At 71.1% G+C, this 13528-nt stretch carries 9 protein-coding genes; 3 read left to right on the top strand and 6 right to left on the bottom strand.

Annotation, left to right across the window (positions count from 1 at the left end; genetic code table 11):
- Window positions 1–33: 33 nt before the first annotated feature.
- The 3 genes from ACIQTO_RS30085 to ACIQTO_RS30075 form a co-directional block, all read right to left on the bottom strand.
- Window positions 34–903: a GyrI-like domain-containing protein gene (locus tag ACIQTO_RS30085; RefSeq protein ID WP_402394531.1), complete on the bottom strand. Its 870-nt coding sequence runs from the start codon at window positions 901–903 to the stop codon at window positions 34–36.
- A gap of 195 nt (window positions 904–1098) precedes the next feature.
- Window positions 1099–3639, bottom strand: a complete 2541-nt coding sequence (locus tag ACIQTO_RS30080) for a tetratricopeptide repeat protein (RefSeq protein WP_402394528.1) — start codon at window positions 3637–3639, stop codon at window positions 1099–1101.
- A 360-nt stretch (window positions 3640–3999) separates the two neighbouring features.
- Window positions 4000–4224 (bottom strand): hypothetical protein, encoded by a 225-nt coding sequence (locus tag ACIQTO_RS30075; RefSeq protein WP_402394525.1) that lies wholly within the window; start codon window positions 4222–4224, stop codon window positions 4000–4002.
- Between the two features lie 670 nt (window positions 4225–4894).
- Here ACIQTO_RS30075 and ACIQTO_RS30070 point away from each other — a divergent pair.
- Window positions 4895–6385: a hypothetical protein gene (locus ACIQTO_RS30070; RefSeq protein ID WP_402394523.1), complete on the top strand. Its 1491-nt coding sequence runs from the start codon at window positions 4895–4897 to the stop codon at window positions 6383–6385.
- A gap of 97 nt (window positions 6386–6482) precedes the next feature.
- Here ACIQTO_RS30070 and gdhA read toward each other — a convergent pair whose 3' ends face one another.
- The 3 genes from gdhA to ACIQTO_RS30055 all read right to left on the bottom strand — a co-directional run bounded on the left by gdhA (window position 6483) and on the right by ACIQTO_RS30055 (window position 12136).
- Complete coding sequence (gene gdhA / locus ACIQTO_RS30065; protein WP_402394521.1) at window positions 6483–7862, bottom strand: NADP-specific glutamate dehydrogenase; 1380 nt, start codon at window positions 7860–7862, stop codon at window positions 6483–6485.
- A 289-nt stretch (window positions 7863–8151) separates the two neighbouring features.
- Entirely contained in the window at window positions 8152–8556 is a 405-nt protein-coding gene (locus tag ACIQTO_RS30060; RefSeq protein WP_402394518.1) for a hypothetical protein, read from the bottom strand.
- A gap of 10 nt (window positions 8557–8566) precedes the next feature.
- Window positions 8567–12136, bottom strand: coding sequence for a chemotaxis protein (locus ACIQTO_RS30055; RefSeq protein WP_402394516.1), 3570 nt, complete (start codon window positions 12134–12136; stop codon window positions 8567–8569).
- Between the two features lie 480 nt (window positions 12137–12616).
- On the opposite strand from ACIQTO_RS30055, the gene ACIQTO_RS30050 reads away from it, so the two are divergent.
- Entirely contained in the window at window positions 12617–13102 is a 486-nt protein-coding gene (locus tag ACIQTO_RS30050) for a hypothetical protein (protein WP_402394513.1), read from the top strand.
- A gap of 208 nt (window positions 13103–13310) precedes the next feature.
- Window positions 13311–13528, top strand: a 218-nt coding sequence (locus ACIQTO_RS30045; RefSeq protein WP_402394511.1) for a trypsin-like serine protease, incomplete at its 3' end; no start/stop codon positions are given.

Below are 13528 nucleotides of genomic sequence, written 5' to 3'. Positions count from 1 at the left end.
CGGCCCGGCCCAGTTCACCGCGCGCGCCCCGCTCTACCGGGTGGCGCGCTCCACCCCGACCCACAGCTGCGCCTCGGCCACACCGTCGGACGGGAACCGTGTGCGCAGGATCTCCGGCCCCGGCCGGGTCTCGTAGGGATTGGACGGGAACCACTGGGTGTAGACGTCCCGCCACATCTCCTGGAGCGCCCGCGGGAACGCCCCCGTGGTGGAGAACACCGCCCAGGTGCCGGCCGGCACCTCCCGCACGTCCAGACCGTCCGGGACGACGGTGTCCGCACCCGCCACCACCGCGTGGTAGTAGTCGAGTTCGACGCCCTCCTCGCGACTGTCCGAGAAGAACTCGGTGACCGAGACGACGCCGTCCGGGTCCTGGTCCGAGAGGGCGGCGATCCGGTCGACGACCTCCGGCGCGATCCCCCGGATGAACGCGGCGATGGCCGGGTTCACCCCCTCGTGGACCAACGGGACCCGGGCCCGTCGGCCGACCACCCGGAACGCGGGCTTCTCCACGATGCGGTACTCCATGCTGCTACTCCCTTCGACGACGAGTCGGAAGGACATCCGGGGCTGGGACCGCAGCACCGCACCGCCGCGCCGGGCCTCCCCCGGGCCGACGCCGTGCATCGCCCGGAACGCCCGGGCGAACGCCTCCCCCGAGGTGTAGCCGTACCGGACCGCCACGTCGAGCAGCGTCCGCTCGCCGGCGAGCACCTCGGCCCCGGCCACGGTCAGCCGCCGGCGCCGCACGTACTCCGACAACGGCATCCCGGCCAGCGCGGAGAACATCCGCCGGAAGTGGTACTCCGACGTCCGCGCGATCCGCGCCAGCTCGGCCGCGTCGATCGCCCCGTCCAGGTGCTCCTCGACGTACTCCATGGCCCGGTTGACCTGCTCCAGCATCCCGACCCCGTCCTTCCCTTCACTGCCACCACCCTAGGAAGGACCCACCCTGCCGCACCCGACATCCTGTGCCCGCTCCGGTCGGGTACCGGAACGGGCACAGGAACGGGCACAGCAGCGGGCACAGGACGGCTCACGGCCCGGGGACACGGCCGCTCAGGGTCGTTCGCCCGCCGATCACCGGCCTGCGTGTCCTCAGGCGTCCGCCTCACCGGGAGGCAGCTGCGACTGGAGACGCAGCGCATACCCGGCCGAGGACTGGCTGCCCCCGTCGGCCGCTTCCAGGTACCACGGCAGGGCCTGCTCCGGCCTCCCGGCCTCCCGAAGGAGATCGGCCATCTCCCGTACAGCCAGCTGGTCGTTCGCACGCACGCGCTGTTGCAGCCAGGCGATGGCGGCCTCCAGGCCCCGGTACTTCCACAACAACCACGCCGCCTCCCGGTGGGCATGTCGTTCCCCCACACCCGCGGCCTTGGTGAACGCGGCGACGGCACCGTCCACCAGCTCCATGTCGACGCGTTGCGCGTTCGCGTCACATTTGCCCCTCAGGATCAGCCCGATCTGCATGAACGCCGTCCTGTCCCCGAGCTCCGCTGCCCGCCGGTACCACGGGAGCGCGTCATCGCCCCGCTCGGTCATCCGGTACAGAGCCGCCGCCCGGCGGATCGCCGCCAGGTCCGGCTTCGCCGCGGCCTCCAGGTAGATCGCCAGCGCTTCCTCCTGTCGCCCCTCCGTTGCCAGCAGGTCGGCCAGCGGCAGCGCGCTCAGGTCGTCCCCCTTCAGTACCGCCGCCCGGTACATGAAGACCGCCTCGTCGTCCCGCCCCAGTTCCTGCAAGCGCTCCGCGGCCTCCCGCCAGGCCTCCAGGTCGCCGGCCGATCCCGCGTCCGAGTAGAACCTCAGGGCCCTGGTCGTGTCCCCCATCTCCCACAGCAGGTGAGCCGCCTCCCGCAGCGCGATCGCGTTGCCCTCGGCGGCCCGGGCCCTCAGCCACCCCACCGCCTCCTCGGCCCTGCCGTTGCGCCGCATGAGCGAGGCCACCGCCCGTAGCGCGTCACCCGTCCCGTTGGCCGCGGCGGCCTGCTGGTACACCGCGATCGCCTCGTTGTCCCGGCCGTCCCGCAGCAGCCGTCGCGCGGCCGCGACCGCGGCGACATCGTCCCCGGCCTCCGCCAGGGTCCGCAGCCACTCGACAGCCTCGTACGGCGCGCCGCTCTCGCTCAGCAGAGCGGCCGCCGGTTCGAGAGCTTGCGCATCACCGGCCTCGGCCGCCCGCTGGTACCAGGTCGCCGCCTCCTCCAACCGCCCCGACTGCTGCAGCAGCGCCCCACCCATGACCAGCGTGTCCGTGTCGCCCCGCTCAACGGCCGTGTGAAACGTCTGGACCTTCAGCAGCGGGTCGGTATTGCGGCTCGTGGACAGGAACCGGGCCACCAGACCACGGGCGTTGGCCTCCGCCAGGGCCAGCCGCGGATCCTGTCCGGCCGCCTCGGCCAGCGCGGCCTGCTCGGCCCCGGTGAACCGTTCACGGATGTCGACGGCCGAGTCCCTGATCAGGGTCCGGGCCGCGGCGTCGGCCTGTGGGGTGGCCCCGCCCGACCGGGTCAGCACACTGGCTGTGGCCGAGACGGTGCCGATCACCAGGACCGGCGCCCGGCGCGGGTCGTGCAGCGCCTCCAGAATCTCGGCATGGACCGTCCCGGCGACGTGGCACAGGGCCCGGTCCAAGTACCGGTCGATGCCATCGAGCCACAGCACTGTGCGAGGTCCGGCCTGGGACAACGCCTCGACCACCAGCTCGCCCTTCGACGGATCCGCGGGAAACCACAGACGCCAGTTCCGGGGCAACCCCTGCAGGGCCTCCCAGCAGCTGCGGGTCTTGCCGGCGGCCCGTCCCCCACGGGCGACGATCATTGCGCTGCGGCCCTCGACGGCCCTCTGCACGACCCCGCCGATCACCTGGTCGTGCTGACGTCGCACGTACGGCACCAGGGCCGGCAACTCCCGCTCCGAATCCGGCAGCGCAAACGTCTCCCGCACGCCCAGCAGCAGCGGATTCACCTCGCTCACCGCGTGCCCGTACGGCCGGACCGCAGCCGCACGAATCCACAGCTCCCTCGCCTGCCCACCGACCACCGCCGGGTCCACCCCCGCGAGACCGGCGAGAGCCACCGCCACCGCCACGGCGTCCGCCTGCCCCCCGGGATGGGGCGACCGCAGCAACCTGCGCACGCTGTCCCGCTTGGGAGCCGAATCCAGCGAGTCGTCCAGCCGGACAGCGGCCGTGATGTCCGCCAACGACGGCACCCCGGCCTCCACGTACAACGTGTGCAACCAGTCCTTGAAGTCCCTCACCGGACCCGGCCGAACCCACTCCTGAGGCGGCGCCAGCCGGGGTCGACGCAATCCCCGGCGGCTCTCGCCCGCCCCCTTCGCCGGCGCACCGGCCCGCACCGGGGCGCCGGCCGGCGGCACACCACGGGCCCGCGGCCGCCGCCCGGCCTCGACACGCCTCCACAACTCCTCCCACACGTCGGCCTCGTACCCCACGGCGGGCGAACCGTCGAAGCCCGAGATCACCCGCATGAACACGCAGAACACCTGCAACGTGGGCACCTCCCCGGGCCGCAGCGCATCCCCCAACGTGCTCCGCGACAGACTCAGACCCATCGCCTCGGCCCGCTCCTGAACCCTGCGCAGCGACGGGCCGCCACTCAGCGCCAGCGCCGCGCGCATCACCTCCCCGAGGTGGTGCGCCTCCCCCAGCGACTCGGGCTCCCGCCAGCGGACACCGGACCGCCCGTGCCCCGCCTCCGCACCGGTCGGTGTCTTGCGCCACAGCCGCTCCGCCTTCCGCAGCTCCGACGCGGTACCTCCGCACGCACGGACGAAGGCCTTCACGACATCCAGCCGTGGACGCCGCCTCCCGGACGCCGCCCGGGAGAGCGTCGACACCGAAACACGCGGCGACGTCTCAGCGGACATCTGCGCGTACGTCTTCCCGCTACGCGCGCACAGGGCTTGCAGGTACGCGGCCAGATGCCCGGCGACCGCCCCTTCGGCGACCGCTGTCCTCGGCCTCCCCATCGCCGACGCTCACCCGCGCCGGCGTCCTGCGGCGACGGCCTTGACCAGCCGCCTCACCAACTCCGCGGCCGTCACGACGGCGGCGCTCGACAGCGCGATGATCGTCTCGATCGAGAAGCCCATCGCCGCCAGCACGACGAACACGGCCAGCACCGCGACGGCCAGGACAACGACGGCGGCGGAGACCGGCCCGTCACCATCGCGGGCCTGGCCGCGCCTACGCGGTACTCCCATCAGAATCCCCTCCACGGGTACGACAGCCCTCACACCATGTCGGATCGGGCCGGAGTCGCAGCTCCCCACCGAACCGTGCGGACAAGTCTTGAACACTCCCGGGCCCGGGACGAACGGCCGGTCCGCCGCCTCCGCCAGACCTTGAAACAACCCGCGCCGACCGCGCGGAATCTCCGCAGATCAGAGCCCTGGCATCGCACCGGCCGGCCACAAGGGGCGGCACCTGTCCGGTTTTCGGCTCGCAGATCGCGCCACCCCCGGGTTGTTGCGTGATCGTCCGGACCTCGGTGCAACAAACACGACTGCCCTCCGGACCATCCACGCTGGTCGGAGCACGTCCGCCGACGGGCCTCACCCATCGGACCAGCGCTGCGTCCGGCTCAATCTCATCGCAACTCGTCGTACCGACCCCGCGGAGCGGACGGATCGACACCTGCTCTCCCCCTGCTCTCCCGGCCACAGCGCACGACCGGTCCGGAACCACGGCCGTGCACCGACGATCGACCGTCTGGCCGGCCTCCGGCTCAGCACGCGCCGCTCCCGTCGCAGCACGCCAAGGGTGAAGAACGAGCTGAACGGCACAGCGCGTCGGAGCAGTCGCCGTCGCCCTCCCCACCTGTCTCCCGGGGCTAGAATCGGCGCTTCGCTCGTCCAGGGGGAGTTGTCGGTCATGAGTCATCGTCCACGCACGGCCGAGGCGATCTGGCAGGCCGCCGATCTGCCGGCCCGTCGGCTCGCCGGGGTGGCACTCAACCCGACCGCCGGTACGGACGTGCTGCTCGGACTGCTCGCCTGCGACTCGGCCGCCGTGCGGATGACCCTCTGCCGGGACCGGGACCTGCCGGAGGAGGTGGTGAACGCGGTGCTCACCCACCCCGACCACCGCACCCGGAGCTTCTTCGCCGCCAACCCGCACATCGACCCCGCCCAGCGCGCGCGACTGGTGGACGACGCCCACTGGCTGGTCCGCGCCCGGCTCGCTCAGGGACCGGGTTTCTCGCACGGGCGCAGCGAACTCCCGGAGCACACGGTGGTCCGGATTCTCACGACCTACGACCGCGAACACCTCGACACGCTCTACCGACAGGTCCCGAGGTCGGCGCGGTGGACGTTTCCGTCGCATCCCGAGCCGAAGGTCAGGGCCTTCGCCTGCGACTGGTGGTCGGAACTGACCCCGCGGGAACGGTCGGCCCTGCTCGCCGACCCGGACGAAGAGGTGCGCGAGCACGCCCTGCGCAACGGCAGGGACCTCGACCCCGAGTACGTCGAGCGCGTGCTCCCGGACCGGGCCTGCCATGCGCGGACCCACCTGCTGATGCACGGCGCACTCTCCCGCCGCGTGGTGGAACAGGTGCTGGCAGCCCCGGTGGGGCGCGAGGATCTGGCGATGATCGCCGGCAACCCGAGCCTCCCGCTCGACGTCCTGGCGCTGCTCGCCCGGGATCCGGACCCCCAGGTACGCGAGACGGTCGCGGGCCGACCGGAACTGACGGCTGAACAGCGGCGGGCCCTCGCCACCGACACCGACTCGGCGGTCCGCACCCGGATCTCGGTGCATCCGGCGCTCACGGAGGAGGAACGCGCCGCGATCGACTACCGGGTGAGCTCGGACGAGACCTTCGGCCGCTTCGACATCCCTGCCCGGATGTACGATCCGGCGCGGTCCCGCCACTACGCCCTCAGCGGTCACCCTCTGCTGCGTCGCCGGGCCGCACATGACCCCGGCCTGCCGCCGGACCTCGTGGCACGCCTCTCGTGCGACGCGGATCCGGGCGTGCGGGTCCTGCTCGCCCAGAACCACCCGCAAGCCCCGGCCGAGCTGCTACTGGACAGCTTCCTGGCATACACCGGCCGCGAGCGGTGGTCGCTGACGACCCGTCCGAACTTCCCCACCGAGGACCTGGCCGGCTACGCCGGGGCCGCGGACCCCATGGTCCGACGGCTCGCCCTCCTCAGCCCACAGACCCCTCCGGGCACGGTGGCCCAGCTGTCCGCGGACCCCGATCCGGACGTACGGGCCGACGCCGCCCGGCACCCGCGCCTGTCGCCGCGGCGGCTCGTCGAACTCCTCGACGACGAGGAACTCGCCCACGAGGCCGCCGCCAACCCGGCTCTGCCGCCGCCGGTGCTGGACCGCCTGGTGGCGGCGCTCGACGGGTAGGCGTGACGGTCGCGCCGGTTCTGTGCCCGCTCCGGTCGGGTAGCGGAACGGAGCGGGCACAGGAGGGGTCACGGGCCGGGGGCGCGGCCGCTCAGGATCAGATCAGGCCCTGCGCCAGCATCGCGTCCGCGACCAGCTCGAAGCCGGCGATGTTGGCCCCCACCACGTAGTTGCCCGGGTGGCCGTACCGCTCGGCCGTGGTGTAGCAGGAGTCGTGGATGTGCCGCATGATCTCGGCCAGCCGCGCCTCGGTGTGGGCGAAGGTCCAGGAGTCGCGCGAGGCGTTCTGCTGCATCTCCAGCGCACTGGTGGCGACACCGCCCGCGTTCGCCGCCTTGCCCGGCGCGAAGGCCACCCCGGCCTCCTGGAGGACCCGCACCGCCTCGGGGGTGGTGGGCATGTTGGCGCCCTCGGCGACCGCCTTCACCCCGTTGCGGACCAGCGCGATCGCGTCCGCCTCGTCCAGCTCGTTCTGGGTCGCGCAGGGCAGCGCGACCTCGCCCGGCACGCTCCACACCCCCGGCCCCTCGACGAACCGCACATGGCTGCCGCGCAGCCGCGCGTAGTCGGAGACCCGCCCGCGCTGGACCTCCTTGACCTCCTTGAGCAGCGCGAGGTCGATGCCCTTCTCGTCCACCACGTAGCCCGAGGAGTCGGAGCAGGTGACCACGGTGGCGCCGAGCTGCTGCGCCTTCTCGATCGCGTAGACGGCGACGTTGCCCGAACCGGACACCACCACCCGCCGGCCCTCCAGGCTCTCGCCCCGGGTGCGCAGCATCTCGGCGGTGAACAGCACGCAGCCGTACCCCGTCGCCTCGGTCCGGGCCTGCGCGCCGCCCCAGCCGAGGCCCTTACCTGTGAGGACACCGGACTCGTAGCGGTTGGTGATCCGCTTGTACTGGCCGAACAGGTAGCCGATCTCCCGGCCGCCGACGCCGATGTCCCCGGCCGGGACGTCGGTGTACTCGCCCAGGTGCCGGTGGAGCTCGGTCATGAAGGACTGGCAGAACCGCATGATCTCGGCGTCCGAGCGGCCCTTCGGGTCGAAGTCCGCGCCGCCCTTGCCGCCGCCGATCGGCATGCCGGTCAGGGCGTTCTTGAAGATCTGCTCGAAGCCGAGGAACTTCACGATGCCGAGGTTCACCGACGGGTGGAAGCGCAGCCCGCCCTTGTAGGGCCCGAGGACACTGCTGAACTCCACCCGGAAGCCCCGGTTCACGTGGATCCCGCCGCGGTCGTCCGACCACGGCACCCGGAAGATCAGCTGACGCTCGGGCTCGGCGATCCGCTCGACGATCCGCGCGTCGACCAGCTCGGGCCGCCGGGCCAGCACCGGCCCGAGGGTCTCCAGCACCTCCCGAACGGCCTGGTGGAACTCCCGCTCGCCCTGGTTGCGGCGCAGGATCTCGGCGTAGAGCGACTCGATGACACTGGTCCCGGCGTCGGAGGACGCCGAGGAGTACGGGGTGACCGGCATCAGATCTGGACCTTCCGTGGTCGTCGAAAATCACGCGCGAGGCGCCCCCCACGGGAACGCCGGCGGTCCCCCTCGCCATTGAGGGCATCGCACTGTCAGGCACGCCGAAGCGGCTTACCGGACCGCTGTTACGGGGGTGAGTCTTCCAGTGTTAACACCCGATGTCCGACCCCATCCACATGCTGAAACCAGGATGTCCGGGGGCGGCGGCCCATGCCCGCTGCCCCCGGGCATGCGGAAGGGGCGGTGGACATCCACGTGGATGTCCACCGCCCCTTCCTGACCCGTCCTACGGGCGGCTCACCGCCGGAGGCCAGATCTGCGATCCGGTCTCACCCGGTGCCGCCGACTCGATGTACGACTGGAGCTCGTACACGAGGACGACCCAGTACCGCTTGGTGTCCGCGAGGTGTCGGACGATCCTTCGTGCGACGGCCAGCTGGCGGTCCATGTCCCTGTCGATGTCCCGGACCTCCAACACTGCCTGGAACCGCTCGAAGGGAATGCCCTGGTCCTCCTCGAAGGGGTGCGAGAGCCTCAGTTCGGCACGTGTACCACCGTCGACCGTCGTGACGTGGTCCATGTACTCATTGTCGACTCGACGCAGCTCGCTTCCGCAGGCGGTACCGAGATCGACGAGGAGGTCAACGCCCGAATCGACGGGCTGGAGGAAGAGGTAATGACTGCTACTCACCGAACGACCCCTACGGCCACGTGATGTTGAAGTTGTCGCCGACGACACGGATGAAGTTCATCCGTCCCGGGCGGTTCCGCGTGAGGAATTCCTCGACACCCTCACGGGCGCCAGCCTCGTCAAGCCCAGTACCACGGACGTCAAGGACAGCATCCAAAGCTTGTTCCTTCGCATCGTTGAGCCGGTTCTTGACGGTTTTGGCGGTAGCCCCTGGTTTAAGGCTCTTGATCTCCGTGGGGACTCCGTCGACAAGAGCGTCGTACATCTTCTGCCCCTCTACGGTCGACTCCGGGATCGCCTTGACATGGCGGCCTTCCCCTGCGAGGAGATCAGCGATCTTGCGCTCGGGCTCGCTGAAGGTCTTCAGCGACTCGTCGATGGGGTGGGAAGCCCCACGGCTGGCGCTCCCGCTCTCCTGAGCCTCCCGCAGCGCGGTCTTGATCCCGTTGTTGAACCGATCGAGCCCGTCGGCCGTGACGTAGGCTCCGCCAGCGATGATCGTGGTGCCCATCACAATAGCCGGAGCGCCGGCCACGCAGCCGACCCCGGTCAGGCAGACGACGCCGCCGGCGAAGTCCTCCGTCGCACCGGTACCGACCATGGCCCCGCCGAGAACGGTCTCGCCCGCGCCGATCCAGATGTCCTTGTTGAAGAACGGCTTGGCCATGTCCCAGGCCTTGTCGACGCCTCCGGAGAGCCAGGACGGGATCCAGCTGTCGTCCTTCTCGCCCTGCGGCTGCCCCTGCTGGTTCTGGGCCTGCGCCTGGCGAAGGTTGTCCTGCAGGCGAAGCCAGTCGGCCATGTCCTTACGCTGCAGCTCGACCGTCCGGGCGAAGGTGTCCTGGTAGGCCCTATCGGCAGCGTCCCGGTCCTGCTGAGCGGCGATCGCGGAGTCGAAGGCGTTCTTGGCGGCGGTGCGGGCGGCACCGGCCGACTGGCCGGCCCAGTTCGCCGAGTACTGCGCACTCGCGGCGGAGTTGATCGCCCGGCTGACCGCCGCGGCGGCGTCGGACTGGGCCTTGCGCGCGGTCTTCGCGGACTGGGCGGCGCTCGCCGCGGACGCGTCGGCGGCCTTGACGGACTGGGCTGCCTGGTTGGAGTACGTCTGGCCTTCGGCGGCCGAGGCCTGGGCCTGACGGTTGTACTCGGCCGCCTGCTCGGACGCGCCGCGCGCCGTGGCCGCCGCCTGTCCCGCCTCCGAGGCGTTCTGGCGAGCCGTGGCGGCCACCGCCGAAGCCTCCGCGATCACCTGCTCGATCTGCGCGGCGTGGGCGGCCGCCAACTGGTCCTCGCGCTGGGCCTGGAACTGACCGAACTGGATGAAGGAGTGCAGCGAAGCGGCCGGACCCACGAGTGCGATCCGGGCGGCGTTGACGACCTCCGGAGTGCCGCTGTCGATGAGCTGGGCGGCACGTACGCGCTCGTCCTGGTAGCGCGCCTCGTACTGCCCGGTGGCGATGAACTCCCGGTACTTGTCGGTGGCTCCCGAGGCCAGTGCGGCCCTACCGGCCTCCTGAACGCCCGTGCCGCCCACAGAAATGATCTTCGCGATGAACACGCGCAGCTCCTGGACGGCGGCCTGGTACTGGCCACTCGCCAGGAACTCCGTCACCTTGGCAGGATCGTTCCCGTCCAGTGCGGTACGCGCCGCAGCGGCGATCGAATCGGAGCGGGTCGTGGCGGCCAGCCGCACGACGGCCTGGCGCTCGTCACTCTGACCGGCCGTCGTCCATCCGGTGCGGGCGTACTCGACGACCTTGGTGTCGTCGCCGGCCAGGGCGATTCCCGCTGCGGTACGGGCCCATGACGCACCGGACTTGAGGGTCAGGACCGCGACCTGCCGGCCCTTGACGGCGATCGCCGCCGGGTCGGCGGCCGGCTTGGCGGCCTCGACAGCAAGGCTCCGGGCCTGGGTCTCGACGTCCTTGGACTTCTGGGTCGCGGCGGCCAGCGCGGCCTTCTGCTGGTCCTCCTGCCACTTCTGGTCCTTCGCCTTCTCCACGCCGGCGTTGGTCCGGGCGGTCAGCCCCTCGGCCTCGATCTGCAGGGTGAGGTCGTGCGTGGCCTTCGCCTTGGCCACGGCGGAGGTTGCCTCGGCTGCGGACTGGTCCGCCGCGGCGGCGTAGTTGGTCGCCTGCTCCGCGGCATTGGCGGCCTCGCCGGCGTGGGCGGCGGCGTTGTCCGCCGCCTGAGCGGCCGCGCGCGCGTGCGTCGCAGCGGACCGGGCCGCATCGCGCGCCTCGTTGGCGGCGGTGACCGACTTGGCCGCGAGTACCTGAGCCGCATTGGCGGCCCGCGTGGCCTCCTGCGCGTGGCGCTTGGTAGCGGCCGCCGCCTGGGAAGCCGTCGAGGACTGGACACCGGCCTGAGAGGCGTAGCCGCCTGCCTGGTCGGCGGCATCCGCCGCGGCACCGGCGTTCTGGCCGGCACTCAGCGCGTCCTTGGCCGCCGAGCCCGCGGCCACGGCGGCGACGCCAGCCTGCTCCGCTGCGTCGGCCGCCTCGTCGGCGCCGTCGGCGGCGGTGCGCGCGTCCGTCGCCGCCTGGCGAGCTGCCGCCGTCTTGCCGGCGTCGGTGGCCGCACCGGTCGCCGCCGCCTGTGCTCGTGTCGCCGCTCGGGCGGCTCCCGCCGCCGCGGACGCGGCCTGGGAGGCCGCACTCGCCGCTACCCTGGCCGAGTTGTTCGCCGCACGAGCCGCGCCGATGGCCTGCTGCGCCGCGTTGGAGGCCTGCTCGGCGGCCGAGGCGGCACGCTCGGCCCACGAGGCCGCGCGCTGGGAGTCGTTCTTGGCGGCCTGGGTCTGGGCAGCGGCCTCAGCGGCCGCGTCCTTCGCCGATTCGGCGGCCTTGACCGCTCGGGCCGAAGCCTCCTTGGCTGCTTGGGTCTGGGCAGCGGCCTGAAGGCCGGCGGCCTTGGCCTGCTCCGCCAGCTGGGCGACCGTCAGGGTCTCCTGATCGCGGTTGCGCGCGACGTGCTGGCCGACTTCGAGGAACTCGTGGATGTCGTCCGCCGTGCCGTTGAGCGCGATCCGACCGGCTGCGATGACCGAGGGCCCGCCGATGCTGAGGATCTGGGCCAGCTGGACACGCTCGTCCTGGTCACGCTGGTCGTACTGACCTGCCTCCAGGAACAACTTGATCGACTCGGGAGTACCGTTCAGCGCCGCACGACCGGCCTCCTGGACCTGGGGACCGCCAGTGCTGATGATCTGTGCGACCCGGACGCGCTGGTCCTGGTACAGCGGGGCCTTCCAGCCGTCCTTCAGAAAGGAGGTCACCTGATCCGGCGTCCCTCTGAGGGCCTGCCTGGCAGCGTCCTGAAGCCCAGTTCCCCCGATACCGGCGAACTGGGCGACGGAGACCCGGTTGTCCTGGAACTGCTCGGCCGACGCCTGCGACAGGAACTTCTGCACATCGGCATCGCTACCAGTCAGGGCGACCTCGGCGGCGGCCCGGACACCCGGACCACCGTTCATCCACAGCTGGACCACCCGTCCCCGGTCGGTCTGCGGGAACGAGCCCGCATCCGCCGCGGGCGGCGTCACGCCGTCCGCGAAAGCCTGTGGCGGCGAGGCGATCATCCCCGCCAGGAGGGTAGTTGGGAGCAGAGAAAGGGCCAGCGCGCGTATCGCTCCGGACCCGCGACCCGCACCACCCTTCGCACGCATTCCTCGCGTCAAGGTAGCACCCGTCTTGTCGATTCGCGACACTCGCCGCGAGCACCGAATCTCGATGCCGAAGAGGATCTCTAACACGCCTTCATGTCTGTTTGCCAATCAGTTTGTGTCCACTGGTCGACACCCGGGGCGAAGTGTGCGACAACCAGGGCAATTACCACCATTGGCTGCCTATCGACACGAACCAGGGTGCATCTGAGGAGACTCTCCAGCCGTCAGCGAACAAGCACCACAGCGACTTGACGAAGCATCCGCCGGATCCACTATTTTGCGAGCTTGGCGCATGTTCCCGACAGGGCGTCAGCCATGCGCGACCACAATCCACTGCCGCCACAGGGCGGCGCGAAGGGAAGCACTGTGTCCGTCCGTCTCCGCCGAATCCTCATGGCTTCGGCCTCCGGCATTCTCCTGGCCGCCGTCGCCGCACCGGCCCTGGCCTCGGGCGCCTCCCCCACCTCCGCCCCGGCCTCGGCCGCCGCCGCCTCCGCCGACCCGGACCTGCAGCCGCCCGCAGTCGAGGACTTCGCCTACCCCGGCGCCGCAGAGATCCTGCAGGAACGGAACATCAAGATCATCCGGGGGAACGGCTTCCTCCTGCTCGCCGACTGCAATCCTGCCGCTCAGCAGATCAAGGTCTACACAACAAATGGCGATGCCTGCTTCCAGGCCACCGGCCCCGGCGGCTTTCTGACGATGGAGATCCCCCGGGTATTCGCCCTGGAGGCCGCCGACCACCCCATCAGCGCCAACCTCACCGCCGCCGGCGCCACCCAGAATGTGACGGTGGCCCAGGGTGGCTACAAGAGCGTCGGCGAGGGCACGATCGGTGGATCTCGCTCCACCCTGGTGGAACTTCGCATCACGGGCTGACCCGGCCCTGCACCCAGATAGTGGGGCGGCTCCATAAAGGCATCTCGACAGTGAAAATGAATTGATGGATCGTCAATTCTGGATTCTCTCCTGCCGCACTCGTCCAGGCCGGAATCACTCCGACCGTTCGTGGCAGTCACCTCGATTCCCGCCTCGACCACCTGCCCCCTGAGAACCTCCTCCCCTCTCAACCTGAGGCGAACGAACCATGTCTCGCAAGGCCCCCTTTTCGTCGCGGCCACTCGGCACAGCCGTTGCCGCCGCCTGCGCACTCAGCACCTTCGCCGGCAGCCCCGCCAACGCCGTCGCCGGCGACCCGGCCGCGGACGGCGCCTACGCCTACACCGCCAAGCTCACCATCGGCGACAACGTCCGCTCCTGCACCGGTGCGCTGCTGGACCGCAACTGGATCATCACCGCCGCGTC

Source organism: Kitasatospora sp. NPDC091207 (genome assembly GCF_044768625.1).
Lineage (GTDB): Bacteria > Actinomycetota > Actinomycetes > Streptomycetales > Streptomycetaceae > Kitasatospora.
Note: the sequence above shows the minus strand (reverse complement) of the source record. Positions and strands in the feature narration are given on the sequence as shown.